The organism is Streptomyces sp. NBC_01481, assembly GCF_026339995.1.
GTDB lineage: Bacteria > Actinomycetota > Actinomycetes > Streptomycetales > Streptomycetaceae > Streptomyces.
The window spans coordinates 491,977-516,397 of record NZ_JAPEPT010000002.1 but is presented as its reverse complement, the minus strand read 5'-3'; the positions used below and the strand labels follow the sequence as shown (position 1 = coordinate 516,397).

Here is a 24,421-nt window from a genome sequence, read left to right as displayed (position 1 = left end):
CGGGCCAGTCGTCTTCGCTTTTCCCTTGGACGGCGGAAGTCAGCACCCGGCTCTGACATCTGACGCCGGCCGAGAGCACGGCCAGGGACCGCCGTGCCCGCCATGGGCGACAAACCTGATGGGCAGCCACCTACTTGCGCACGGCCCCCGCCTTCCCCTCACGCCCCTGCCTCTACCCTTGAGGACTTCGGATTGATGGTTCACGAACAACCACGGAACGGAGCGTGCGGTGACCGCGGGGGAAGCGCATGGCGGAGAGCTGACGGGCAAGGTACTCGGCGGGCGTTACCGGGTGACCTCCATGATCGGGCGCGGCGGCATGGGAGTGGTCGCCCGGGCGGTGGACGAACTCCTGAACCGAGAGGTCGCCGTCAAGGTCCTGAGGGCTTTCACCGACACCTCCGCAGCCGAACTGGCCGACGTGCGGACCCGGATGCAGCGGGAGGCGCAGGCCGCCGCCCGTATCCGGCACAGCGGCGTGGTCACCGTGCACGACGTGACCGAGGAGCAGGGTCTCCCGGTCATCGTCATGGAACTCGTCGACGGGCCCTCGCTCGACGACGTGCTGACGGAGCGCGGCACACTGGAGCCGCACGAAGCCGCCGCGATCGGCGCCAAGCTGATGGACGCCCTCGACGCCGCGCACCGGGCCGGCGTACTCCACCGGGACGTCAAGCCGGGAAACGTGCTGATCGAGCACGGCGGCAGGGTCGTGCTCACCGATTTCGGCATCGCCAGCATGGAAGCCTCCGGCGACGATGCCATGGCCAAGCTGACCCAGAGCGGTCAACTCGTCGGTTCCCTCGACTATTTGCCGCCGGAGCGGGCGCAGGGCAGGGAGCCCGGTCCCGCGTCGGACATCTGGTCGCTCGGCATGACGATCTACGCGGCCGTGGAGGGCACTTCGCCGTTCCGCCGCACGTCCGCGTGGTCCACCCTTTCGGCGATCGTCACCGAGCCCCTGCCGGAGCCCCGCCGGGCGGGACCGCTCACGCCGGTGCTCCAGGCGCTGATGGCGAAGGAGCCGGAGAACCGGCCCACCGCGGAACAGGCGCGCGGCATGCTGGAGCGCGTCGCCTCGGGCGGGACGGTGCACCTCGCATCCGCCGCACCGGCGCCGACACCCGCTCCCGCTCCCACGGTGGGTCCCGGGGCTGCGGCCGCCGCCGCACCTGCCCCCGGGTTCGGTCCCCCGCTGTTCCCCCAGCCCGCCCCGCAGTCTGAGCCTCCGCACGCCGGCTACGCGCAGCCCGACCTGCTGCCGCACGGCGCGCCGGTCGGGGGCCACGCCGGAGTGCCCGCTCCCGAGACGAGCCGTACGGCAGCCCGTCGCACACGGCGCCGCAGCAACCGCACCGCCGTCGCGGCAGCGGCCGCCGTCGTGCTCCTCGCCGCAGGCGCCGGCATCACCTACGCCCTGACCTCCCAACAGGGCGGCACGACCACGGACGGCGCACAGGCGACGCCGCCCGGCGTCGGCTTCCCCACGGACAACCCCTGGCCGACCGGGGGCAGCACCCCGTCGTCCGCCGGTTCTCCCGGCACGTCATCGAAGCCGTCGACCTCGGAGGAGCCGGACGGTCACGAGGACGAGGAGCTGGGCCCCACGAAGAAGCCCGGCGTCGAAGGCGACAAGCCGACCGAGAGCCCGTCGGCCTCCCCAGAGACCAAGCCCAGTCCGACGGTGAAGGAGCCCACTCCCGTGTCGACGGCCTGCACCGGCTGGGGCCACGAGAACCGCGGCGACGGCTACGGCTACCTGGCCGAGACGTCCCACCTCTACACCGGGCCGTACGCGGAATGCCAGTTCGTGACCGTGGTCAAGACCGGTGTGAAGCTCTACTACCACTGCTACATCACCAACGCCTACGGCAATAAGTGGATCTACGCCCGTATCGATGGGACGAACACCGAAGGCTGGGCCCACAGCACCAAACTCACCAAGGAGAGCGGCACCCTGCCCCGCTGCTAGGCAGTGCTGTATAGGGGCGCAAGCCGGCACGAGACGCTTGGACCGGTCCAGACAACAACAAAGCCCCGGGCCGCCGGCCTGGGGCTTTTCCATGGGCGGGTGACGGGAATCGAACCCGCGCTCTGAGCACGCTCTGCCGAGTTGTGCTCAAGCGAGGCCGACTTCGACGAGATCAAGACGGTTCGCGCAACCGCCAGGCCATGGATGGAAGGAGCAGCGACGTCCCGCCACGGCGCGAAACCGCCGCCCACCCCCCGTGCGGCCCTTGCTTGATCTATCGAAAGTCGATAGATTCTCATCGTAACTCGATGGAAGGGTGGGTCATGGGAAAGCTGACAGTGCGTGCGCTGCGCGCCGTGCTCGTGGTGGTGCTCGCCGGCACCGTGTTCGTACAGGCAGGGATGGTGTGGGCGTTGGCCACCGACCCGGAGGACGGGTCGCTCCCGCTGACCCCGCTGCGCGTGATCACGATCCTGGGCATGATGTCGGCCCAGGTCGCCCTGGTCTGCGTATGGCGGCTGGTGACGATGGTGCAACGCGGAACCGTGTTCTCCCACACCGCCTTCCGGTACGTGGACGTCATGATCGGCGCGATTGTGGCGGCTGCCCTCGTGTGGTTCGCGGTCACGGCCCTCAATGCGCCGGGCCAGCGGGCCGACCCGGGCGTCACTGTCATCATGGGCGGGGTTGGCGTGGCCATCCTGGGGGTCGCGCTCATGGTGCTCGTGCTGCGGATGCTGCTCGCCCAGGCCGTCGCGCGCGACGTCGAAGCGGCGCAGATGCAGGCCGAGTTGGACGAGGTGATCTGATGCCGATCGCCGTCGACATTGACGTGATGCTGGCCAGGCGGAAGATGTCCGTGGGCGAGCTCGCGGAGCGCGTAGGGATCACGCCCGCCAACCTGGCGGTGCTCAAGAACGGCCGCGCCAAGGCGGTGCGCTTCGCGACGCTCGCCGCGCTCTGCGAGGTGCTCAAGTGCCAGCCGGGCGACCTGCTGCGCTGGGAGGCCGAGGACGCCGCGGGCGGATGACGTACTAGTCCTGGCGGCCGGCCGTCGTGAAGCGGCCCGGATCGTCCTCGGTCAGCCAGCCGCGGTCCACGAGCCGTTTCAACTTCGCACGCAGCCCCTCGACCTTCGACTTGTCGGTGTGTGGTGACCGTCCGATCCGACCGGTGAGGCTGGGCGTGCCGGCGTTAGCGGGGGTGGATGCGGTCGTCGGCTGCTGGACTGCTGGTGCGGGTCAACTCCCGTTGCCGCCATGCTCCGGGTGGGTCTCCGTGATGGCGGCGGAAGGCGGCGGCGAACGCGTAGGGAGAGCCGTAGCCGGTCACGTTGGCGATTTTCGCCAGGCTCAGCTCGCCGTTGCGTAGGTAGTCGCGGGCCAGGGTCATGCGCCAATCCGTCAGGTATTGCATCGGGGTCTGGCCGAGCGCGTCTTTGAAGGTTCGTGCGAAGGCCGCCCGGGACAGTCCGCTGATCTCGGCGAGCTCGGGGACCGACCATGGGTGCCCGGCATCCTCGTGTATGGCTTGCAACGCTGCGTTCAGCCGGGGATCTGCCGACGCCTGGTACCAGCGAGGTGCGGTGGTGCTCTGACGGAAACTGGTACGGATGGCAAGAACCAGAAGTATGTCGAGGAGCCGGTCCAGCACAGTGGGCTGACCTGGCTCCGGGAAAGCCAGCTCGCGGGACAGCAGGCCGATCACGTCGCGCAGGGGATCGCCGACGGCCGCCGAGAGTGGTAGCACCCGGGGCAGCGCATCGAGCAGGCCGCTGCCGATGTCCCCCGAAAACCGGTAGGCGCCACACAGGAACACCGTGGCCTGTGGGTCGTCCGAGCGTCCGTCGCGCCCGTGATGCGCCCGGAACTCCTCCGGTTCGAGGCAGTCGGCGCCGGGTTCATGGCCGATGTAGTGATCGGGGCCCCCGCGGACAAGCGTCACGTCGCCCGGCGAGAGCTCCATCGGGCTCTCAGAGGCGTCGTCGAACCACAGCCACCCCCGCCCCCGTACGACAGCGTGCACCGCGAGCTGGATAGAGCCCCCCAGCCGCAACCCCCAGGGGGGCGTGGCCACCGTTCGAGCGAAAACAGCGCCCGAGGCGCGCGCTCTCGCGAGGTGGTCGTCCAGCAGATCCATGCGCCAAGTATTAAGCAGGACAATCACGGCGGTCAATTGTCCGAGTGTTTGAAACAAAGAACTGAGCGGATCACGCATTGATTCGCTCGAGCGGTGATCTCACCATGGAGCCATGACCGATTCACAGCAGACGACACTTGTCCTCGGCGGTACCGGACGAACCGGATCGCTGGTGGCGCGGAAACTCGTCGAGCGGGGTCTGAATGCGCGTACTGCCTCGCGCCGCGGCGCCGACATGCGGTTCGACTGGGACGACCCGACTACGCATGCCCGTGCTCTGGAGGGCGTCGACCGCGTCTACCTCGTCACGCCCGTCATGCGGGTCAAGTACGCCGGCCCGGTGTCCGACTTCCTCGATCTTGCCGCGGGAGCCGGGGTGCGGCACGTTACGTACCTCAGCGCCTACGGCAGCGACCAGGCACCACCGGAGGTCGACATCCGGGCCGTCGAACTCGACCTGGCGCGCCGAGGAGCCTTCACGCACTCCATCCTGCGTCCCGCCTGGGTCATGCAGAACTTCAGTGACGAACACACGCCGGTCATCGAAGGCGCCATCACCGTACCGACCGGCGGCGGCGCGGAAGCCTTCGTCGATGCCGCGGACATCGCGGCGGTCGCGGTCGAGACGCTGGTAGCCCCTGATGCCCATGCCGGCGCGCAGTACGCGCCGACCGGCCCTCAGGCGCTCACGGTCGGCGAGGTCGCCGACATCATCGCCGACGTGATCGGCGGACCCGTCACCCACCACGACATCGACCCTGACGCATGGATCGGCGGTGCGATCGCAGCCGGCGTCGTACCCGCCGATTACGCCGTGATGCTCCGCTGGCTGACGGGGACCATCATCTCCGGCAACGGTTCCCGGCCGAATGACGACATCGAGAAGGTCACGGGCAGGCCGCCGGTCACCTTCCAGGACTTCGCCCGGCGGAATGCTGCCGCATGGACCCTCCAGGCGTCCAAGTGACCACGCTCATCGCCGACTTCGACGACTTCGCGGCGCTGGACCCCTTCTTCCGAATCATCGAGGAAGGACTGGCAGGTTTCGTTGACGGACGGCACTTCTTCGATCTCCTGGCCGAAGACGTCATCTTCGACTACGTGATCTCCGTTCCCGGATACCCGCGACGGGTCGAGGGACGCCGGGCCGTGGCCGAGCTGTACCGCGGCTACGGCAGCACCATGGTCCTGCGGAGCGCGGACGAACTGGCCGTTCACCGGGATCATGAGGCGTCGGTGATCGTGCTTGAGTACGCGGTGCACGGGCAGGCAGTCCAAACCGGGCGGACCTACGACAACCACTTCGTCTCAGTGATCACCATCAAGGACCGCAAAGTCACGCACTGGCGGGACTACCTGGACCCCGTCGCAATCTTCAACGCGATCGGATGGCCTGCACAGTAACGGTCGACTCGCGGGGAGGACACTGGCCGCCGCCTACCGGCCCAAGAATAGGCGGTGGCCCATGGCCCGCCCGCGCGCCGCGACGCCGGGATCAGCATCGTCATCGACCTCGTCCACGTCCTGGAATACGTGTGGAGCGCGGCATGGTGCTTCCACGAAAGCGGTGATGCGGCGGTCGAGGACTGGGGCGCCGTCCAGGCCCTGGCGATCCTCGCCGGCCACTCCCGCCGGGTCACCGAGACGATCACAGCCCAGGTGGACAACGCAGGGCTGAAGGGGGACCGGCGCCGCGGCGCCGACGCATGCGTCCGCTACGTGACCGGGAAGGCCGAGTTCTTGCGCTACGACCGGGCGCCGGCAGCCGACTGGCCGATCGCGACCGGCGTGATCGAAGGCGCGTGCCGGCATCTGATCGCCGACCGACTCGACATCTCCGGCGCCCGCTGGGGCCTCGACGGTGCCGAAGCCGTTCTCAAACTCCGGACCGTCCACAGCAACGGCGACTTCGACACCTACCGGCGCTTCCACGTCGCTCGCGAACACGAACACCTCTATCAAGCCGCCGGCCAGGGCGAATACGACCTCACCACCTGATCGACGACCTCACTCGAAACGAGCTGCACCCATCAGAGGTTGGCAGCCCAGTTCAGGTAGGCCACCTCTTGGCCGTCTCCGAATGCTTCGCACAGGGCGTAGCTCGACACCTCCTCGCTGAGCTAACGCTCGTGGGCGGCCAGGGTGGCTGCCCGCCAGAGCTGCTGACTCAGCTGAAGGCGAGTTCGCAGAGGGTGTTGGAGACGGGGGAACCCGATGACGTGATCTACTCCATGAACGCCTTCCCGTACATCGCTCCACACCGGCTGTTGCCTGCTGTCGCCGCAGCGCTCAAGCCCGGCGGGACGCTGTGCTTCACAGTCCTGCACACCAACTCCCACGGCCACGGCCCCTCCCCGGTCAGCGCGAGGCCCGAGATCCTGCCTTTGCGTTTGGTCCGCTGACTCGCCTCACTTGATCTAGTTTTCAAGAGCTCGGGATGATTGGCATGCGTGATGCTGGCGGCGAGCCGGTGTTGCCTGGTCGATCAGGTACGAGGGTGCGTCCCGGCCCTGCTCAAGGCCGTTCGGTGCTTGTCCGGGGCAGCCTTACGCCTCCACGGGGGTGGTCGGTCGTGTCGCGTAACGGTGGCGCATGGCGTCGCTGGCCGCAGGGCCTGCGGTGAAGACGTAGGTGTCGCTGTCGTCGAGTCGGCGGCCGGTTTTGGCGTCGATGACGACGGGCTCGACTTCCTCGCCGCTGTGCGCGTCGATGAGGATCATGCTGCGTTCGGCCGCTGCGAGACGGGAGTTGCCCCACGCGGCCAGGGCGACGATCACCGGTCGCAGGGAGTGCCCGAGTTCGGTGAGGACGTACTCGTGGCGTACGGGGTTGGTCTGGTAGGGCCGGCGCTCCAGTAGTCCGTCCGCGACGAGGGTTTTCAGCCGGGTGGTGAGCATGCTGGAGGAGATGCCCAGACTCTCCTGAAACTGGTCGAAGCGTGTGTAGCCGTCGAAAGCGTCGTGGAGGATCAGCAGCGTCCACCACTCGCCTACGTGTTCCACCGTCGTGGACAGTGGGCACTCCCGGTCCTCCAGCCTGATCCGGCTTGCCACGGCGACCATCCCCTCAGTTACTGCTAAAGTCGAAGTTAGTAGCTTCTATTTTAGCAGTAACGACGGGAGCGGTGCCTTCTCTGCCCGCACCCCGGATCGGAGCACACCGTGACCACATCCATCAGCGAATCCCTCGAAGCCCGACGCGCTCTGGTCACCGGCGGCAGCAAGGGCACCGGAGCCGCCATCGCCCGACGTCTCACCCAGGCCGGCGCGACCGTACTGGTCACCGCCCGCAGCCGCCCCGACGACATCGAGGAGAAGACGTTCATCACCGCCGACCTGTCCACCGCCCAGGGCGCCGCCCACGTCGCCGCCGAGGTGGACGCCCGTGTGGGAGGCGTCGACATCCTGGTCAACACCCTCGGCGGGTCCGAGGCGCCGGCCGGAGGGTTCGCCGCGCTCGGCGAGGACGACTGGGCCAGGGAGCTGAACACGAACCTGCTGGCCGCCGTCCGCCTGGACCGCGCGCTCCTGCCGCACATGATCACCAAGGGCAACGGGGCAGTCGTGCACGTCACCTCGATCCAGCGCCGCATGCCGCTGTGGAACGGCACCCTGGCCTACGCCGCCGCCAAGGGCGCCCTGACCACGTACAGCAAGGGCCTGGCCAACGAGGTCGCCCCGCACGGCGTCCGCGTCAACACCGTCTCGCCCGGCTTCGTGCAGACCTCGGCCGCCGACAACCTCGTCGCCCGGATCGCCCACGACGCGGACATCACCCAGGAAGCTGCGCTGGGCCGGCTCATGGAGTCCCTGGGCGGCATCCCGCTGGGCCGTCCCAACCGGCCCGAGGAAGTCGCCGAGCTCGTGGCCTTCCTCGTTTCCGACCGCGCCTCGGCCATCGTCGGCGCCGAACACGTCATCGACGGCGGCACCACCCCCACCGTCTGAACCCGCCACCACCCCAAGGAGCGTCATGCACGACAACCAGCCCCGCACCAGCACCCCGGACATCCTGCCCGACGTGATCACCCGCTACCTGAACGCGCACCGCGCCCACGACACCGCCACCGCAATCACGGCGTTCACCGGTGAAGCCACGGTGATCGACGACGGCAACACCTGCGAGGGCACCGAGGCGATCGAGGCGTGGCTCAACCGATCCGCCACCGAATTCACCTACACCATCCACCTCACCGACGCCCAGCAGACCGACGCGACCCGCTACATCGCCACCCACCACCTAGAGGGCAACTTCCCCGGCGGCACCATCGATCTGCGCTACCAGTTCACACTCCGCGGCGGCCTCATTGAACGCCTCGTCATCGAACCCTGAGTCCCTTCCAACGCCACCCGCTGCCGCCTCATGCGAGAAGCCCCGCCGCCCCGCAATCTCGGTGACTCAGACTCACCTTCCTGCCAGGTCAGGCCGCCACTCGCAGGGGCCGTCCGCCCCAGCGGATGCCGCCGGGTGGTGACGCCGTACGTGCGGTACTCGTCCATGCTCGGGGCGCGATCGGGCGCCGGCTGGAGCAGACTGGCGGAGGACTGGACGGCACCACGGCGCAGGCGTGCGCCCGCATTTGCTGCGTCCCCGACGCGGCCCGCGTCCGCCGCAGGCTCGGCCGCCCCACCCAGGTGATCAGGCAGCAGGACCCGGCCAGTGAGCCGACGCGGCCATGACACCTGCAGCGGCCGGGCCGCACATGTGGGTACCGGCGGACGACTGCGAGTTATGGCGGGAGTTGGTCGGGGAGAAGGTGCCGCTTCCCGTCGCGCCGGAGCAGGAGGAGGACGACCAGATCACCTTCGCCGAGCAGGAGATTGACCGGACATGCCGCGCCGGCGAAGAGGGAGGGTTCGTCAGCGATGCCCGGCCCATCCGCGATCTGGGACAGCCCACCGGTGGCGTGACCCTGCCACGGATGCCGCTGCAGCGGTCCGTGAAGCCGACGCTGATCACGTCCGTCGGGCGGGCTGCCGCCTCGGCCGCGCTGGGGTGCCCGCCCTGGGAGTTGGGGCTGTGTGCAGGCTGCGGTCAGCTGATGCATCGGCACGGACGCCATGCGGCCATGCACTGCGCGGTGTGCCGCGCCGAACTTAACGGCCGATAGCTGGGGAGCCTTCGCACAGTCCCGGGTGAACTGAAGAAGGCCGATGAGGATCCCGACGTTTGAGGAGCTGTTCCGCGACTGCCAGAGGACGGCCGTCCATCTGGAGATGCGCGACGCCTACATGAAGTCGGACCCGGCCTTCATCGACTCGAAGGCCGGCGTGACACTCGACCCGGCCGAGCGCTGGGGCGACTGGCACAGCATCGTCACGGAGGCGACCTCGCGAGGCGTCGAGGTCCGCCGGGCCCGCGTCCTCTCGACTCCCGTCAGCGAGTACATCCGCTTCGAGTACGACGTGACGGATGAACTGAACATCGCTGCCGGTGAAGACGTGTGCTGGCTCTCCCGGCGAGAGGCGACGGCCCTCGCGCTTCCGGGCAACGACTTCTGGCATTTCGACTCCAGCCTCGTCCTCGTCAACCACTTCGATGGCGACGGCGAGAACATGGAGGTGGAACTCACGGACGATCCTGAGGTCGCAAAGCTCTGCGAGTCGGCCTTCGAGGCCGTGTGGGCTCGGGCAACCCCGCACGCAGAGTTCCAGTCGGCCTGATACTCGAACGGCACCATCGCAGCGACATGACATCGCCATCTTCGAGCGTTCAGGCAGCCCGCAGGGCCCTGGGTAAACGCCTGAGCGAACTGCGGCTCGAAGCCGGGCTCACCAAGCGAGCGTTGGCCAGCAGTCTCGGCTGGCATGAGTCGAAGTGTTCGGCGTCAGGCGTCGCTGCCGGAGGGCTTCCGGGGTCGTTTGTGCTGGCCGGAGGTGCCCTAATGGCACGCGAATGGCACGCCGCCCCAAAATGGTCTAGACAGAAAACAAGGCCCTAGTCTCTGACCAGGGCCTTCGTCGTGGAGCGGGTGACGGGAATCGAACCCGCGCTCTGAGCTTGGGAATCACCGGCCCCTTCAGTAGGAAACGGGCGCTGGCCTGTGCAGACGCGTTGCTGACTGGGCTGCGGTGGGGTTCCTCTGAGCCGTGGTTGACCGCTGTTCGCCGCCAAATCGGGCACGCATCGGGCACGGCGGGGACCCTACCCACTGCGTTGAGCCGCCCACCACGCCGTAGAAATGACGGACCGAGCCCTCCCGGACGATCTCATCGATCAACGACCGTCCGACGTCGAACCGTCATTGTTGACTACGCTGAGCATGGGCGTGCCTTCCCAACCGACGGTGCAACGTCGGTCTACTCGGTGACCTATCGATCACTCGGGAAGGTACGCCCGTCGCGCGCCAACCCGAGCCCGATCCACAGGTCTTGAGCATTGCTCCGAGTTGGCCCGTCCGGCCAACTGAAGCGCTAACGCGTGAGTGTGCGATCGCTGGGCGTGACCTGTGGGTCGCTCCACTCTCAGGACTTCGACATGCTGGCAGCCATCGAAGCTGCGCCACTCGAGGGCGGCGTGTGCCAGTGGTGCCAGGCGCTGCGATGGGTGGCGCCGGCCCAGGCGCTGAACTTGCCGTGTTTTTCGCTTGATACATGGACGACTAGACCGGGGTCCTGCCAGCTCCTGTGCGGCCGTTCGTGATCTGCTCCTTCTGCCGGATGAGCAGTACGGCGGGGACCAGGACCAGGAGCATCGGCGTCGGCTCGACGACGACGGCGCCGACGGCGCTCCACGCGGCCAGGCCCCAGCCGACGGACGACGGCACCCGCACGCCCTGTCGGCCGAGCCACGAGACGAGCAGGCCGAGCAGCAGCAGCGGTACGGCGAAGCTCCCGATCGAGATCCAGAACGCGCCGCCCGCGCCGCGCGGCTCGATGAACTCCTCGCGCGGCAGGCCCCACAGGGCACCGCTGAACCAGGCGTCGAGGTGCCCGGTGTTCTGCGCGCCGAGGACGAGAAGGTGCAGGGCACCCAGGAAGACCAGGATGCGCCCCGCGCGTACGGCTGTGTTCCCCATGACGACCCCCATGCAGATTTCGAGACTATTAGTTTCGGAACTAGGATTATCGTAATATGGTGGCCATGGCAACCACGGGACGGCCACGGGATGCGCGGGTGGACGCGGCAATCCTCGACGCCACGCGCGAGCTCCTCGCCCGGGACGGCTACGCCGGGCTGACGATGGACGCGGTGGCCGAGCGGGCGGGGATCGGCAAAGCGGCGATCTACCGGCGCCATGCGACCAAGCAGGAGATGGTGTTCGCTGCGGCGATCCATGAACCGGAGCTGCCGGGCAGACCCGACACGGGCAGTCTCGCCGGGGACCTCACGGCGCTCGTCCAGGAGATCGTGGACCATCTGACCAGTCCGGCGGCCTCTGCGGCGGTGCTCGGCCTCTTGGCGGACCTGGGGCCCGACAGCGCCCTGGGAGTCCGTTTCCGGGAGCGGTTCGTCACCCGCGAACTCGCCGACATCGAGAGCCTGCTCGACCGCGCGGTCACCCGCGGCGACCTGCCGCCCCCGCCGTCCCGTCCGGACGCCTCGACCGTCCACGCCCTGGTGACCGGCCCGGTCTTCGCCCTGCTGTATCTCCAGCGCACCCCGCCGGACGGTCTGTCCGAGCGCCTGGGCCCACTTATCGCGACAGCCCTCACCGCCGCCCAGGCGTCGCCCGGCTCCTAGCCGGACGCCCCCTTGGCCGCCCACGGGCTGGCAAGCCCCTGCGGCCCTGTCACGCCCGGGACGGAGACGACCTCCCAGGACCGCAGGATGCAGACCGCAGGCCGACCCGCCGGGCCACAGGCCGAGTCACGCCGAGACGCAGGCCTCGAGCCACCGCCGACGCCGCAAGATGAGGGGCGCAGGCCGAGTCACCGCCGACGCCGCAGGACGCAGGCAGCAGGGCCACGCACGACACCTGGGCGAACCCCACCGGCTAGACGTGGGCGGGGCGTTGCGCTGATATCGCCATGGCTCGTCACGCTGCGATCGTCTCAGGGCGCTCTATCAGCACGCCACGTTCGAAACAGGATCCGGCGCGGACCAAGGCGACGAGGTGGGGTGCGTTTACCGCTCGCCAGCGGGCCTGGGCGGATTCGACGAGCTTGAAGACCATGGACAAGTCTTGAGCATTGCTCGTTGGTCCGCGGTTGCTGGCCCTCGGTCGGGGCCCGTGTGAGTCGGTTGGTCGGTTGGCCTCCGGTGGTGGCGCAGGTACGTGGGCAGCGCGCAGGGCTCGGTCTTCCTCCTGCTCCAGCCAGCGTTTCGTCTGCTGGAGCTGTTGCAGCTGGACCCGCTCCAGAAAACGCAGTAGCTCCAGCCGCGATGGTTGGCGCTCGGCCATGACGGTCTACGCCGCCTTGTCCTCGGCCTGCTCATGGGCGTGCTTGAGCGCCATCCGCGCATCGACCACGCCCGCCGTCAGGGTCGCCCAGTACGGATGCGTGCTCACCGTGACCGACAGATCGAGCAAACGCCGGCGCAACCGCTCCACCTCCGCTGCCTGCTCGTCGGTGTAGCCCGGGCTGTCCGGAAAGGACACCACCCGGTCGCCGAGTACGTGCTTCTCACTCGTCCAGCCTGGCTCTGGGGTCACCGACCAGGGCAGGGCCCTGCAGAGCGCCGCGTACTCAGCACGCGTCCGGTGCAGGTCGAGCTGTGCGGCCCGGAGGTCGTCGGGGAAGTCGTACGTTTCAGCCACACCGGAATGGTACGTCTGTTCGATTAACGATGGCGAGCATCTATCCCTCCGTCTTCCTGAACGCGTTCAAAATACATGTCACTATGTGCTATGCCCTTCGTGATCACCTCTCCCTGGCGCCGACTCGGCCGTGTGGGCCTGTGCCTCGCCGATGCCACCGGTCGCTACCTGCTGATTTGGGTGGCTGCATGGCTCGTTTATGCCCTGACGGCCCCACGCCAGCACGAGCTTGTGTCCTACCTGCCCCGCACCCGCTCGTACTGGGAGGACACCGCCTACTACCTGTGGGACGACTCCATTGCCTGGGTGGGGCTGGCGGTGGGGATCCCCTCGCTGCTGATAATCCTGCTGTTCGGGCTGTTCAACGAGCGCAAGGGGATGGCATTCCGTATCCGTCTAGCGGGGCTGCTCCTCCTGCCCACATGGTTCTTGCTCTTCCAGAACTTCGTGGCGCTGCTCTTCGTCCCAGTCCTGGCGCAGATCGTCTTCGCGCTCTGCCTGATGCCGGTTCCCCTGGTTCGCTTTCCTGCACAGGCCGCGAACTGATTGCCCAGGCGGGTGCACGTCGAGTGGTGGCGGGTGGGCGAAGCCTTGCGGGTCGACGTACACAACCCCGGCTTCCCTGCGCAGGTGCGGATGCGGCAAGCCTCCGCCGAAGGAGCATGGGCGAGGGCTCTGTCTGGTCAATGAGCGTCGGATCCCTGGAGGGCCGGCGCGAGCCCCTTCGGCGGGACGATGGTGTCGTTTCTGGTCGACGAGCTTGGCCGTCGTGACCCTCCGGTTTCCTGCTGGCGAGCCAGTGCCCCGAGGAAGGCCAAAGGGCAGGTACTGACATCAGTACCTGCCCTTTGATCTCTGTGGGGGTGGCGGGATTTGAACCCGCGACCTCTTCGTCCCGAAGCAACTTGGGCGGACGCTCGACCTTGGCCCGGTTTGCCTCTCACCTGCTGGGATGGTCCGCAGGTGTGCGCGGTCGTCCGCCGCTGTGCGTCGGCGTTGTCACGCAGTTAGACACTCGCCGCGTTCAAGGGCGCTCAGTAGTGATCGACGCACCCGTCTCCGTCGAAATGAACGAAGCGAAGGTGGCGCGCCAACTCGTTGACGGCACGTTGTGACGGCGTGGCCTCGGGTGGGTCGGGCAGGAACGAAAGCCATCCTTCTGTCGCGGCTGCTTCGGCCACGAGGTGTGCCAACCGTTCGATGAGTTGGAGATATACGAGGTCTTCTATGGGCTCACTGGACACGTGCCAAGCATGGCCGTCGGCTGGGTGCGCGGACCACTGCTTTGTAAGCGTGGCGCCGACCTCAAAGCGGTCGTGCCAGGTCAGCAGGCCCGCAGGGGTGCTGAACCTGCCGGCGGGTGCTTGCACCTTCCCGCGCCCAACTGACCGTGAATGACCGCACGATCTGGCACGCATCTGGCACGTGACTACCGGTCGGTCCCCGGATCGCCAGTGGTAGGGTCACGCTCTTCGCCAGGCTCTCCCTGTGCGGAGTCCCCGCGGTAGGTCCTGCCATGTCCGATCCTCTTGACCTCGATCTGTACGCAATGTGGCGGCACGCGCTCGCCGAGGCTGACCGGGTCTTCGCGTCACCTCCCGAACTCGACCGCCCGGTGGACGGCTGCACGTACTGCACCGCGGAGTCGGAGCTGCACATTCTCGGTGGCGATCCCGCTGCCGTACCGGATGATCTCCTCGGGCATTTCATGCGCGAAGTCGTCAGCCACTGGGACGCGGACCAATACCCCGTCCTGTGGCGTCGCCTCATGCCCCATGCGCTGCGCTATTGGGGGCCCGAGGGCCATGGCGTCGATCCATCCCGGGAAATCGGTCATCTCGGCCAACACGGGGCTAAGTTCGTTGACTGGCCCGCGCCCGAACGTGCCGTGGTAGAGCAGGCCTTCCGAGCGCTGCTGGCCCTCGCCCTGGTTGATGGCACTCCCGGGGACATCGCTGAACTCTTGGAAGGAATCGCCCACGCAACGGGTGATCTGGAGCGGTGGTTGGAGCACATCGCCGGGCTCTCCGGCTCCGAGGCGGACGCCGGCCTCGTCCGCCTCGCCTTCGACTGGGCCACCGACCTTCTCTGGGAAGAGCTTCAGTTCACCTGGTGGTACGACGGCGACCCCCAGGTGATCGCTGCCTGGCTGCCCACCCAGCGCTCCCGCATCACCACCTTCGCCACACAGCACCCGCGCTGCAAGACCGCGGCGGACGCGCTGATCGCGATCGACCGACTCCAAGCCGGTGGCCATAGCCCATGGCTGTACCCGCACGCCATGAACGAGTTCCTCAGACTGGCCCCATGACCAAGACCGGTCGATGTTCCAGCACAGACGACATCGGCCCCGCGTACCCCCGCTTTAGGAGCGCGGTGGGGCGATCATGAGCGTGACCTGCGGATTCCGTACCGCGGGCGGAGTCCGGCCGAGCTCACCCCTGGGGACCCCGGTTCCCCGTGAGTCCCCGTCCGTTCTGGCACAAGAGTGGCACGGCCACAGGACCGTTCCTTGGGCTCCCGCGATGCGAACTGCGGGCGGTGCGGTCGCTGAGGGCTGCTCGGCCGACCATGATCGGCTCGTAGACAGCACGGTCAAGATCAGGCAGGATCGGCGGATGTTGAGGTGGGAACGGCCGGTGGTGGTCGCCGTATGCGGGTCTCCGGGGGCCGGAAAGACCACCGTTGCCTGCGCAACGGCGCGTCGCCTCGGTGTGCCGTTCCTGACCCGGGATGAGATCAAGGTCGGTCTCGGGCTGTCCTCGGCTTCCGTCGGCAAGGGCGGCGGTGTTCAGCTCAACCCGGACTTCCACATCGCCGACGGTGCTTTGAGCCTCCGCGCTGAGGCCGTGATGGTCAACACAGCCCGGCTCCTCGCCTCCTCAGGGGTGAGCTTCGTCGTGGAGTCCTCCGTGTTGTCGCACAAGCTGCTAGATGCGCTACTCGCATCTGACGCCCGAGTGCTCGCTGTTCACGTCGTCGCCCACGAATCGGTCATCGACGAGCGCCTCCGCGCCCGAGCGGCCGAAGGCGGGGCAGTCGACCGACAGCTCTCATCTCAGGTCCAGCGAGGCGAGATGAAGCGGTCGATTTTCGATCCGCCGGGTGGAGTCGATGCCGTCGTTGAAGTCGACACTTCAGATGATGGCGATCCGGACATCGAACCCATCGAGGCAGCCGTCGTCGCCCTGATTCGGTGACCGAGCGCCGCTCAAAAGTACCCAGTTTGGAAGATCGCGTATGCGGATCGGGGCTGAGCTGGCGAGACGGTGACCTGCGTGTTCCTGGCCTGGTCACCGCGGCTCCCCGCTGTTCCCCGCCTGGTACCACCGGACCGGGCACGCGGGGGGCACGTTTGGCTCTGCCGCGGTCTCGGCTCCCATCGCGCCCCGTCTGCTCTGGTGCCTTGATCGGCGCTCACAGGGCCAGTGAGGCAGCCCATTGAGTCAGACGTCTAGGGCGTGTATCGAATGTGCGGGTTACAGCCACTCGTTGATGGCCGCCACGAGGATGGTTGCCTCGTAGCGGACCGCCAACTTGTCGTACCTCGTGGCCACGGCTCGGTGCCTCTTAGCGCCTCAGGCCGCTGCCGTGACCGTGCCGGTCCGGTTGCTGCAGTGGACTGACCAGGAAGGTCCACCTCACCTCGGCGGGCGGGGTTGATCCCTGGCCTGTCTCGTCACCGTCAGGTGCAAGGGCTGAAGGGCCGGTGGCTGCACTGTCCTTCGCTACTTTGGGCTCACCCAGTGCGCCGTGATTTGGGTGCGTCCGTCGCCGTTGCTGAGGATGGCGGCGTTGCCGGACTGCCCGACGCGGTACGCGTGGAGCGTCACCTTGTCCTTGGCCTTGAATTCAGCCAGGAACGTCTGCCCGGTGGTGGTCTGGCTTGCATGATTTGTGCCGTTGATGCCGGTCAGTGCCTCACTGTCGGGGAGGAGCGCGCCGTTGTTGAACAGCGCTGTGTGGACATACTCGAATTCCCGGCTCGCGGGCACCTCGACATATGAGCGGGCGCCATAGGAGATCTCCCACACGCCGGGGAAGGGGATCTCGAGTTCCGGGACCTCGAAGATGTGCTCGTAGGCGCGGTCGGCGCCGGTGAGGGAGTGGCTGAAGCCGCGGCCGGAGGAACAGGCCGAGCTGCGTTGCAAGGACGTAGACCTGGAGGCGATGACCGTTCGCGTGCGCATGGCCGCGCCCGAGCTGACGACCGGCCGTCGCGCGCCTGGCGACACCAAGTCGGAAGCGGGCAAGCGGCTCGTGGTTCTGCCGGCCTTTCTGCGCACGGACCTTCGGCGGCATCTCGACTGGTACGCGGAGAAAGGACTGGACGGACTGCTGTTCGTGGGGGAGAAGGGCAAGCCTTTCCGGCGGTCCACCTTCGGGCGGAAGTGGCGCAAGGCGCGTGCCAAGGTCGGCATGCCGGAGAGCTTCCGCTTCTACGATCTTCGTCACACCGGGCACACCCTGGCGACCCGTTCCGGGGCCACCCTCAAGGACACCATGGTCCGCGCTGGGCAGTCGTCGGAGAAGGCGGCTCTGATCTATCAGCACTCGGACGTGGAGCGTCAGCACGAGGTCGCAAGCGGGCTGGACCAGCTGGTGCGGGCCGCCCGGCAGAAGGACAAGGAGAAGCCTTCTGGGGCGGATCTGGTGCACGGCGCTTAGCGCGGTCTAGACAACAACAAAGCCCCGGGCCGCCGGCCTGGGGCTTTTCTATGGAGCGGGTGACGGGAATCGAACCCGCGCTCTGAGCTTGGGAAGCTCATGTTCTACCATTAAACTACACCCGCGCGGCGGGCCGTGACCGGCACCGCATCGTCGCACACTGTACCCCATCGCTGGCCCCCGGTGTATTTCGCCGCGGGGCCTTTGCGCTGTCCGGGGCCCTGGCCGCGGGTCCTCTCGAAGGTCGGATGTGGCTGCGGGGCGCGGGAGTTGAGGCGTAACGTTGCACGGCGGAGTGCCGCGTGCAGCCCCGTCCCCTTCATCCTCTAATGTGGCCGTTCGTCCGCATTTGGTTGGGGAAGGGACCCGATGGACTTGATGGAGCGCACCGTCGTCCGCTGTGCCGAGGGGCATGTCTTCAGTACCGCTTCGTTTCCGATGCAGCAGCTCGGCGCCGATCGGATCGGGCCCGGGCGGCTCATCCGGTGTCCGCGTTGTGCGCGGCTGCGCAGTGTCGTGCCCGTGGAGCCCGCCAAGCGGTAGCGGGAGACGTAGCGGGACGTAGTGGAACGTCAGGGAGAGGCACGGAGAGGAGCGCGCGGGGCCGTCCGATTGGGGTGGGCCCGTGCGCTCTGCGTATCCTCGGGACGTGCTTCTCTCAGACAAGGACATCCGGGCCGAGATCGACGCCGGGCGGGTCCGCATCGACCCGTACGACGCAACCATGGTGCAGCCCTCGAGCATCGATGTGCGGCTGGACCGCTACTTCCGGGTGTTTGAGAACCACCGCTATCCGCACATCGACCCCGCCGTCGAGCAGGCCGATCTGACGAGGCTGGTCGAGCCCGAGGGTGACGAGCCGTTCATCCTGCACCCCGGGGAGTTCGTCCTCGCCTCGACGTACGAGGTCATCTCGCTGCCGGACGATCTCGCCTCGCGGCTCGAGGGGAAGTCCAGCCTGGGGCGGCTCGGGCTGGTCACGCACTCCACCGCCGGCTTCATCGACCCGGGGTTCTCCGGGCACGTCACGCTCGAGCTGTCGAATCTCGCGACGCTGCCCATCAAGCTCTGGCCGGGGATGAAGATCGGCCAGCTGTGCATGTTCCGGCTGAGCTCGCCGTCCGAGTTCCCGTACGGGAGCGAGCGCTACGGCTCGCGCTACCAGGGGCAGCGGGGACCGACCGCCTCGCGGTCCTTCCAGAACTTCCACCGGACTCAGGTGTGAGCCATGGCTGATGTCCGGGAGAACCTGACGTACGAGAAGTTCGGCGGCGCGATCCGTCAGCTCGCGCAGACCATCGCCGACGACGGCTACGAGCCGGACATCGTGCTCTCCATCGCGCGCGGCGGCGTCTTCGTCGCGGGCGGCCTCGCGTACGCGCTCGACTGCAAGAACATCCACCTGGTGAACGTGGAGTTCTACACCGGCGTGGGGACGACGCTGGAGATGCCGGTCATGCTCGCGCCGATGCCGAACGCCATCGACTTCTCACAGAAGAAAGTCCTCATCGCCGATGACGTCGCCGACACCGGCAAGACGCTCAAGCTCGTGCACGACTTCTGCGTCGACCATGTCGCCGAGGTGCGCAGCGCCGTCATCTACGAGAAGTCGCACAGCCTCGTGAAGTGCGAATACGTGTGGAAGCGCACGGACGACTGGATCAACTTCCCGTGGTCGGTCGAACCGCCCGTCGTGCGGCGCGCGGGTCAGATTCTGGACGCCTGACCGGGCACGAGCAACTGACGTGACCCCGGCATCCGTCGGGGCCACGTCTGCTGCCCGGAACCGGGGCGCCACGGATGGCGGACACGATCTCAGAATGTGGGCATCTCACGGTCGTGGGCCCGAGCACCAGAAGCGACGTGGCTAGCATGGCGGGATGAGCGACGACACCTCCGATGACGCCAACTACAGCCACTCACCGACCTCGGGGTCTGGAAGACCCACATCGCTGCGTACGCTCAGGCGTGCTGCTCGGTGGGAGATGTTCGCCCTTCTTGTCGTGCTGCTCATCCTCGCTTTCGCCTTCGCCTAGCCAGTCGTCGACGGCGCGCAGGCCGGGCCCGGTGGCAGAGGGCTGTACGTCCGGCTCGGACGGGAAGGCGGCGGACATGCGCAGGGCCCCCGCCTCATCGGCGGGGGCCCTGCGCAGTCTCAGATCGTGCCCAGCTTGATGATCGACAGCAGCGCGATCAGTTGGATCGCCGAGGCTCCCAGCGCCTTCGGCCACGGCAGATCGTGCGACTTGCTCACCATCGACGTGAACAGCGCGCCCGCCGCCAGCCAGGTCGCCCAGCCGAGCACCTGGACCAGGGAGTTCTCGCCGCCCAGGAAGAGCGCGAAGACCAGGCGTGGCGCGTCCGTGATGGACATGATCAGCATGGAGAGGCCGACCGTCGGCTGCCAGGCGCCGTCGCCGCCGAGCTGGCGGGCCAGGGTGTGGGTCACCGCGCCCAGGATCAGGCCGCCGATGACGAACGCCACCGCCGTCGTCAGGACGTACGGAATGGCCGTGGAGATCGTCGCGTTGATCGTCTCCTCGCGGGCCTTGTCGAAGCCGAAGAGCGCGAGCAGGCCGTAGAGGAACGTGACGATCAGCGCCGGGCCCCACACGGGGTAGTCGCGCATCTGCCAGAACGTCGGGCCCGGGCGCAGCACGATGCCGCTCAGCAGCTGCTTCCAGTGCAGCCGCGGGCCCGCCGGCGCAGCTGTTGAAGCGCCCGCGCGGTAGGTCGCGCCGTTGCCGTACGGGTCCTCGTCGATGCTGAACGCCTGCGTGTGGCCAGGGGAGTTGGCATACGGGTCGCCGTGCGGGTGCTGCTGCTGGTACGGGTCGCCGAAGTACTCCGGTTCGCCGTACGGGCCCTGGGGCTGCTGCTGTTGTTGGTAGCCGCCGCCCGCCTGGGGCCACTGCGGCGGTTGTTGCTGCGCATGCGGCGGCCCCGCATGGCCGCCACCGCCCCGGTAGGGCGGCGGTGCCTGCTGCGGTTGCTGCTGCTGCGACGTGCGGTTGTCCCGGCCGCGTCCGATCCTGAATCCAGCCACGTAATCGAACGTACCTGGTCCCGGAGAGTGAGGTGCCCGCGCTCGGGGAACCCACAGGCCTTTGCTGCCGACCTGTGACATCCCCTAGGGGATCCCGGGGGTGGCTGCGGAGGCGGTTCAGTGCAACCGGTTCGGTGCAGCTGGTTTCAGCGCAGCCGGTTCAGTGCAGCCGGTTCAGTGCAGGAAGACCGACGTGCTGAAGGTGAGCAGCGCGGCCGTCCGCGCCGAGGCCGGATACAGCACCACCACATCCGCCCGCTCGCCCCGGTGCGTACGGGTGAGAAGGTCGGGGCGCTTGTCGCCGTCGAAGTCCGCGTACTGCAGGACATCGGTCACCGGGCTCGTCTCGCCCGCCGGGAGGGCGGGGGACGGCGGGACGGACACGGCGGTGTAGCCATAGCGGCCGCCCGCGCGGCCCGGGCCCTGCGGGCCGCCGAGCAGCAGTTTCCCCTTGGCCGCCGCGCCGGGCTCCGGGGCGCGGGCGGAGACCACCAGGTCGTCGTAGCCGTCGTCGTTGGCATCGGTCCGAGGGGAGGGCGCGGACAGGGCGGGGCCGCCGCCCTGGACCGGGGCCGCGGCCGCGCGCGGGGCGCCGGTGCGGGCGAAGGGCCCGCGCAGGAAGCTGACCCGGCCCGCGGACGCGGTGACCGCGAGGTCGGTGGAGCCGTCGCCGTCGAAGTCGCCGCAGACGGGGTGGTCGGGCCACTCGTTTCCGTAACGGGCCTGCTCAGGGATGCGCAGGACGACCGCCTTGCCCGCGAGCCCGGCCGGGGAGCCGAAGAGGACCTGGAGCGGTACGGGTGGGCGGCCGATGCCGTCGTACGGCGGGTCGGTGGCCACGATCAGGTCGGAGAAGCCGTCCTTGTCGAGGTCGCAGGCGGCCTCGGCGTCGAAGGCGGCGGGCAGGGTGCCGCCGACGGGCGCGGCGTTGGTCCGCGGGGTGAGCAGGCGGTGTACGGAGGGGTCGAGGGTGCTGGGGCCCGCGGTGCCGTAGACGACGCCGATGCCCGCGTCGTCGCCGTGGCTGTCGCCCGGGGCCTTCACCAGGTCGTTCAGTACGAGGTCGCGGTGGCCGTCGCCGTTGAAGTCGGCGGGGACGCGGCTGCCCTTGCCGCGGGGGACGGGCAGGGCGGCCGCCCGGGCGGCGAGCGGGGCGGTGTCGCCGTTCTTGGCGGGGGCGGGCCGCTGGGGCTCGGGCGTGCTCGTGCAGCCCGCCAGCAGCACCGCGCAGGCGCAGGCCGCGATCGCTGCCGCCGCGGGCCCCAGTCCTGTCCGCACAACCCACCTCGTCCGTCTCGTCGTACTCAGCCGCCTCACGATGCTCGTTCGGTTCGCCTCAGGGCAATGGCTCCGGCGAGATCGCTGGCCAATGGTTATCCGGTGAGCATCCGTAGCTTCGTGGATGCCGCAGCCGCAAAGGGCTACAGACACGGCAGATCAGGCATCAACTCACCGGCCTGGGCCGCGCGATGCCGCGCCGCCGCGGCAACTGGCGTACGCGTACGCATGAGGCAACTGACAGACAGAAGCGGCCGGTTCTGCCCCCGAGGCAGATCCGGCCGCTTCTGTGTAGTGCAGTCTTCCAGTCTTCCGGAACTACTTCACCGGCTCGGGCTCCGGTGCGTCCTGCGACTCCGTCTCACCCGCGGGTTCGGCCGGAGGCGTCTTCACCGAGTCGAGGAGCAGCTGCGCGACATCCACGACCTGCAGGCTCTCCTTCGCCTTGCCGTCGTTCTTCTTGCCGTTGACGGAGTCCGTCAGCATGACGAGGCAGAACGGGCAGGCGGTCGAGACGATGTCCGGGTTCAGCGACAGCGCCTCGTCCACACGCTCGGTGTTGATGCGCTTGCCGATCCGCTCCTCCATCCACATGCGCGCGCCACCGGCGCCACAGCAGAAGCCGCGCTCCTTGTGACGGTGCATCTCCTGCTGGCGCAGGCCCGGGACGGCGGACATGATCTCGCGCGGCGGCGTGTAGACCTTGTTGTGGCGGCCCAGGTAGCAGGGGTCGTGGTACGTGATCAGACCCTCGACCGGCGTCACCGGAATGAGCTTGCCCTCGTCGATGAGGTGCTGAAGCAGCTGCGTGTGGTGGATGACCTCGAACTCGCCGCCCAGCTGCGGGTATTCGTTCGCGATCGTGTTGAAGCAGTGCGGGCAGGTCGCGACGATCTTCTTCGACGACTTGGGCTTCTTGGTCGTCTCGTCCTCGTCGTCCTCGCCGTAGGCCATGTTCAGCATGGCCACGTTCTCCTGGCCGAGCTGCTGGAACAGCGGCTCGTTGCCCAGGCGCCGGGCGGAGTCACCCGTGCACTTCTCGTCGCCGCCCATGATCGCGAACTTCACGCCCGCGATGTGCAGCAGCTCCGCGAAGGCCTTGGTGGTCTTCTTGGCCCGGTCCTCCAGGGCGCCCGCGCAGCCGACCCAGTACAGGTAGTCGACCTCGCTCAGGTCCTCGACGTCCTTGCCGACGATCGGGACCTCGAAGTCGACCTCCTTGGTCCACTCGACGCGCTGCTTCTTGGCGAGCCCCCAGGGGTTGCCCTTCTTCTCCAGGTTCTTGAGCATCGTGCCCGCCTCGGACGGGAACGCGGACTCGATCATCACCTGGTAGCGGCGCATGTCGACGATGTGGTCGATGTGCTCGATGTCGACCGGGCACTGCTCCACGCACGCACCGCAGGTGGTGCAGGACCACAGGACGTCCGGGTCGATGACGCCGTTCTCCTCCAGCGTCCCGATCAGGGGGCGCTCGGCCTCCGCGAGAGCGGCGGCGGGGACGTCCTTGAGAGCCTCGGCCGAGGCCTTCTCCTCGCCCTCCATCGTCTTGCCGCCGCCGGCCAGCAGATACGGGGCCTTGGCGTGCGCGTGGTCGCGCAGCGACATGATCAGGAGCTTGGGGGACAGCGGCTTTCCGGTGTTCCAGGCCGGGCACTGCGACTGGCAGCGGCCGCACTCCGTACACGTGGAGAAGTCGAGGATGCCCTTCCAGGAGAACTGCTCGACCTGGGAGACGCCGAAGACGTCGTCCTCGCCCGGGTCCTCGAAGTCGATCTCCTTGCCGCCGCTGGTCATCGGCTGCAGGGCACCGAGAGCGGTGGAGCCGTCGGCGTTCCGCTTGAACCAGATGTTCGGGAAGCCGAGGAAGCGGTGCCAGGCGACACCCATGTTGGTGTTGAGCGAGACCGTGATCATCCAGATCAGCGAGGTGCCGATCTTGATCATCGCGGTGAAGTAGATCAGCGTCTGGAGCGTGGGGACGCTCAGCCCGTTGAAGGCCAGGACCAGGGGGTACGAGACGAAGTACGCCGGCTCGTAGCTGTCGACGTGGTGGATCGCGCCCTCGAGCCCGCGCAGGGCGAGGATCGCGAGGCCGATCGTGAGGATGACGTACTCGACGAAGTACGCCTGCCAGGCCTTGGAGCCCGCGAAGCGCGACTTGCGGCCCGCTCGCGAGGGCAGGTTGAGCAGCCGGATCGCCATCAGCACGACGATGCCGACCACGGTCATGATGCCGATGAACTCGATGTACATCTCGAACGGCAGGAAGCCGCCGATGACCGGCAGCGTCCAGTCCGCCTCGAAGAGCTGGCCGTACGCCTGCGCCAGGGTCGGCGGGAGCGTCAGGAAGCCGATCGCGACGAACCAGTGCGCGAAGCCCACGATCCCCCACCGGTTCATCCGGGTGTGGCCGAGGAACTCCTTGACCAGGGTGATCGTGCGCTGCTTCGGGTCGTCGGTGCGGCTGCCTGCCGGGACCGGCTGACCGAGCTTCACGAAGCGGTAGATCTGCGCGACGGCTCGGGCGATGAGCGCAACGCCGACCACGGTCAGGACCAGCGACACGATGATCGCGGCGAGTTGCATTTGGGGGCTCCTCGGGCCTGCGAGGGTG

Annotated in this window: 27 protein-coding genes, 1 tRNA gene and 3 pseudogenes; 20 read left to right on the top strand and 11 right to left on the bottom strand. The window is 68.0% G+C overall.

What is annotated here, in order from left to right; genetic code table 11:
- Nucleotides 1-229 precede the first annotated feature (229 nt).
- The 3 genes from OOK40_RS12885 (at nucleotide 230) to OOK40_RS12875 (ending at nucleotide 3,002) form a co-directional block, all read left to right on the top strand.
- The gene (locus tag OOK40_RS12885; protein ID WP_266480106.1) at nucleotides 230-1,972 is read left to right on the top strand and encodes a serine/threonine-protein kinase; all 1,743 of its coding nucleotides are present in this window, start codon (nucleotides 230-232) and stop codon (nucleotides 1,970-1,972) included.
- Nucleotides 1,973-2,295: 323 nt separating this feature from the next.
- A complete protein-coding gene (locus tag OOK40_RS12880; RefSeq protein WP_266480104.1) occupies nucleotides 2,296-2,781 on the top strand; it encodes a DUF2975 domain-containing protein in 486 nt (161 codons plus the stop codon).
- Nucleotides 2,781-3,002, top strand: coding sequence for a helix-turn-helix transcriptional regulator (locus OOK40_RS12875; RefSeq protein WP_232650045.1), 222 nt, complete (start codon nucleotides 2,781-2,783; stop codon nucleotides 3,000-3,002). The genes OOK40_RS12880 and OOK40_RS12875 overlap by 1 nt, the downstream gene beginning before the upstream one ends.
- A 164-nt stretch (nucleotides 3,003-3,166) precedes the next feature.
- Here the strand turns inward: OOK40_RS12875 and OOK40_RS12870 are convergent, their stop codons facing one another.
- A complete protein-coding gene (locus OOK40_RS12870) occupies nucleotides 3,167-4,111 on the bottom strand; it encodes an AraC family transcriptional regulator (RefSeq protein ID WP_266480097.1) in 945 nt (314 codons plus the stop codon).
- Between the two features lie 112 nt (nucleotides 4,112-4,223).
- Between OOK40_RS12870 and OOK40_RS12865 the strand changes: the two genes are divergently transcribed.
- The 4 genes from OOK40_RS12865 to OOK40_RS12850 all read left to right on the top strand — a co-directional run bounded on the left by OOK40_RS12865 (nucleotide 4,224) and on the right by OOK40_RS12850 (nucleotide 6,513).
- Nucleotides 4,224-5,078: an NAD(P)H-binding protein gene (locus OOK40_RS12865; protein ID WP_266480095.1), complete on the top strand. Its 855-nt coding sequence runs from the start codon at nucleotides 4,224-4,226 to the stop codon at nucleotides 5,076-5,078.
- Nucleotides 5,075-5,515, top strand: a complete 441-nt coding sequence (locus tag OOK40_RS12860; protein ID WP_266480092.1) for a nuclear transport factor 2 family protein — start codon at nucleotides 5,075-5,077, stop codon at nucleotides 5,513-5,515. Before OOK40_RS12865 ends, OOK40_RS12860 begins: the two co-directional genes overlap by 4 nt.
- A 54-nt stretch (nucleotides 5,516-5,569) precedes the next feature.
- Complete coding sequence (locus OOK40_RS12855) at nucleotides 5,570-6,109, top strand: hypothetical protein (protein ID WP_266480090.1); 540 nt, start codon at nucleotides 5,570-5,572, stop codon at nucleotides 6,107-6,109.
- A 221-nt stretch (nucleotides 6,110-6,330) separates the two neighbouring features.
- Complete coding sequence (locus tag OOK40_RS12850) at nucleotides 6,331-6,513, top strand: hypothetical protein (RefSeq protein ID WP_266480087.1); 183 nt, start codon at nucleotides 6,331-6,333, stop codon at nucleotides 6,511-6,513.
- A 144-nt stretch (nucleotides 6,514-6,657) separates the two neighbouring features.
- Here the strand turns inward: OOK40_RS12850 and OOK40_RS12845 are convergent, their stop codons facing one another.
- Nucleotides 6,658-7,173 (bottom strand): helix-turn-helix domain-containing protein, encoded by a 516-nt coding sequence (locus OOK40_RS12845; protein ID WP_266480085.1) that lies wholly within the window; start codon nucleotides 7,171-7,173, stop codon nucleotides 6,658-6,660.
- 99 nt (nucleotides 7,174-7,272) lie between these two features.
- Between OOK40_RS12845 and OOK40_RS12840 the strand changes: the two genes are divergently transcribed.
- The 5 genes and pseudogenes from OOK40_RS12840 to OOK40_RS12820 form a co-directional block, all read left to right on the top strand.
- Complete coding sequence (locus OOK40_RS12840) at nucleotides 7,273-8,058, top strand: SDR family oxidoreductase (RefSeq protein WP_266480084.1); 786 nt, start codon at nucleotides 7,273-7,275, stop codon at nucleotides 8,056-8,058.
- 25 nt (nucleotides 8,059-8,083) lie between these two features.
- Nucleotides 8,084-8,443, top strand: a complete 360-nt coding sequence (locus tag OOK40_RS12835) for a nuclear transport factor 2 family protein (protein ID WP_266480082.1) — start codon at nucleotides 8,084-8,086, stop codon at nucleotides 8,441-8,443.
- 343 nt (nucleotides 8,444-8,786) lie between these two features.
- Nucleotides 8,787-9,221, top strand: a complete 435-nt coding sequence (locus OOK40_RS12830) for a hypothetical protein (RefSeq protein WP_266480081.1) — start codon at nucleotides 8,787-8,789, stop codon at nucleotides 9,219-9,221.
- A gap of 43 nt (nucleotides 9,222-9,264) precedes the next feature.
- Complete coding sequence (locus OOK40_RS12825; protein ID WP_323136056.1) at nucleotides 9,265-9,774, top strand: DUF6879 family protein; 510 nt, start codon at nucleotides 9,265-9,267, stop codon at nucleotides 9,772-9,774.
- A 26-nt stretch (nucleotides 9,775-9,800) separates the two neighbouring features.
- Nucleotides 9,801-9,935: pseudogene (locus tag OOK40_RS12820) on the top strand (transcriptional regulator); the annotation flags it as partial.
- Between the two features lie 777 nt (nucleotides 9,936-10,712).
- Here OOK40_RS12820 and OOK40_RS12815 read toward each other — a convergent pair.
- Complete coding sequence (locus tag OOK40_RS12815; protein ID WP_266480079.1) at nucleotides 10,713-11,129, bottom strand: DUF6463 family protein; 417 nt, start codon at nucleotides 11,127-11,129, stop codon at nucleotides 10,713-10,715.
- Nucleotides 11,130-11,194: 65 nt separating this feature from the next.
- Here OOK40_RS12815 and OOK40_RS12810 point away from each other — a divergent pair, with 65 nt between their 5' ends.
- On the top strand, nucleotides 11,195-11,794 hold the full coding sequence (locus tag OOK40_RS12810) for a TetR/AcrR family transcriptional regulator (RefSeq protein WP_266480077.1): 600 nt from the start codon (nucleotides 11,195-11,197) through the stop codon (nucleotides 11,792-11,794).
- A 295-nt stretch (nucleotides 11,795-12,089) separates the two neighbouring features.
- Here the strand turns inward: OOK40_RS12810 and OOK40_RS12805 are convergent.
- Nucleotides 12,090-12,260 (bottom strand): annotated as a pseudogene (locus tag OOK40_RS12805) (IS256 family transposase); the annotation flags it as partial.
- Nucleotides 12,261-12,461: 201 nt separating this feature from the next.
- On the bottom strand, nucleotides 12,462-12,812 hold the full coding sequence (locus tag OOK40_RS12800) for a hypothetical protein (protein WP_266480075.1): 351 nt from the start codon (nucleotides 12,810-12,812) through the stop codon (nucleotides 12,462-12,464).
- 90 nt (nucleotides 12,813-12,902) lie between these two features.
- Here OOK40_RS12800 and OOK40_RS12795 point away from each other — a divergent pair, with 90 nt between their 5' ends.
- Complete coding sequence (locus tag OOK40_RS12795; RefSeq protein ID WP_266480068.1) at nucleotides 12,903-13,358, top strand: hypothetical protein; 456 nt, start codon at nucleotides 12,903-12,905, stop codon at nucleotides 13,356-13,358.
- A gap of 488 nt (nucleotides 13,359-13,846) precedes the next feature.
- Here OOK40_RS12795 and OOK40_RS12790 read toward each other — a convergent pair whose 3' ends face one another.
- Nucleotides 13,847-14,056 carry a hypothetical protein gene (locus tag OOK40_RS12790; protein WP_266480066.1) on the bottom strand — a complete coding sequence of 70 codons (210 nt, stop codon included), beginning with the start codon at nucleotides 14,054-14,056 and terminating at the stop codon, nucleotides 13,847-13,849.
- Between the two features lie 272 nt (nucleotides 14,057-14,328).
- Here OOK40_RS12790 and OOK40_RS12785 point away from each other — a divergent pair, with 272 nt between their 5' ends.
- Nucleotides 14,329-15,123 (top strand): hypothetical protein, encoded by a 795-nt coding sequence (locus OOK40_RS12785; RefSeq protein ID WP_266480064.1) that lies wholly within the window; start codon nucleotides 14,329-14,331, stop codon nucleotides 15,121-15,123.
- 214 nt (nucleotides 15,124-15,337) lie between these two features.
- A complete protein-coding gene (locus tag OOK40_RS12780) occupies nucleotides 15,338-16,012 on the top strand; it encodes an AAA family ATPase (RefSeq protein ID WP_266480062.1) in 675 nt (224 codons plus the stop codon).
- 528 nt (nucleotides 16,013-16,540) lie between these two features.
- Here the strand turns inward: OOK40_RS12780 and OOK40_RS12775 are convergent.
- Nucleotides 16,541-16,963 carry a hypothetical protein gene (locus tag OOK40_RS12775; protein WP_266480060.1) on the bottom strand — a complete coding sequence of 141 codons (423 nt, stop codon included), beginning with the start codon at nucleotides 16,961-16,963 and terminating at the stop codon, nucleotides 16,541-16,543.
- On the opposite strand from OOK40_RS12775, the pseudogene OOK40_RS12770 reads away from it, so the two are divergent.
- Nucleotides 16,932-17,480 (top strand): annotated as a pseudogene (locus OOK40_RS12770) (tyrosine-type recombinase/integrase); the annotation flags it as partial. The gene OOK40_RS12775 and the pseudogene OOK40_RS12770 sit on opposite strands and share 32 nt — an antisense overlap.
- A 51-nt stretch (nucleotides 17,481-17,531) precedes the next feature.
- Here OOK40_RS12770 and OOK40_RS12765 read toward each other — a convergent pair.
- Nucleotides 17,532-17,605: transfer RNA gene (locus OOK40_RS12765), tRNA-Gly, on the bottom strand.
- 524 nt (nucleotides 17,606-18,129) lie between these two features.
- On the opposite strand from OOK40_RS12765, the gene dcd reads away from it, so the two are divergent.
- The 3 genes from dcd to OOK40_RS12750 all read left to right on the top strand — a co-directional run bounded on the left by dcd (nucleotide 18,130) and on the right by OOK40_RS12750 (nucleotide 19,516).
- Nucleotides 18,130-18,705: a dCTP deaminase gene (dcd, locus tag OOK40_RS12760; RefSeq protein WP_266480058.1), complete on the top strand. Its 576-nt coding sequence runs from the start codon at nucleotides 18,130-18,132 to the stop codon at nucleotides 18,703-18,705.
- Between the two features lie 3 nt (nucleotides 18,706-18,708).
- A complete protein-coding gene (locus OOK40_RS12755) occupies nucleotides 18,709-19,206 on the top strand; it encodes a phosphoribosyltransferase (RefSeq protein ID WP_266480056.1) in 498 nt (165 codons plus the stop codon).
- Between the two features lie 154 nt (nucleotides 19,207-19,360).
- Nucleotides 19,361-19,516 carry a hypothetical protein gene (locus tag OOK40_RS12750; protein ID WP_266480054.1) on the top strand — a complete coding sequence of 52 codons (156 nt, stop codon included), beginning with the start codon at nucleotides 19,361-19,363 and terminating at the stop codon, nucleotides 19,514-19,516.
- Nucleotides 19,517-19,635: 119 nt separating this feature from the next.
- Here OOK40_RS12750 and OOK40_RS12745 read toward each other — a convergent pair whose 3' ends face one another.
- The 3 genes from OOK40_RS12745 to OOK40_RS12735 all read right to left on the bottom strand — a co-directional run bounded on the left by OOK40_RS12745 (nucleotide 19,636) and on the right by OOK40_RS12735 (nucleotide 24,393).
- Complete coding sequence (locus OOK40_RS12745; RefSeq protein WP_266480052.1) at nucleotides 19,636-20,526, bottom strand: Yip1 family protein; 891 nt, start codon at nucleotides 20,524-20,526, stop codon at nucleotides 19,636-19,638.
- A 174-nt stretch (nucleotides 20,527-20,700) separates the two neighbouring features.
- A complete protein-coding gene (locus tag OOK40_RS12740) occupies nucleotides 20,701-21,804 on the bottom strand; it encodes a VCBS repeat-containing protein (protein WP_266480050.1) in 1,104 nt (367 codons plus the stop codon).
- Between the two features lie 318 nt (nucleotides 21,805-22,122).
- The gene (locus OOK40_RS12735; RefSeq protein WP_266480048.1) at nucleotides 22,123-24,393 is read right to left on the bottom strand and encodes a (Fe-S)-binding protein; all 2,271 of its coding nucleotides are present in this window, start codon (nucleotides 24,391-24,393) and stop codon (nucleotides 22,123-22,125) included.
- Nucleotides 24,394-24,421 lie beyond the last annotated feature (28 nt).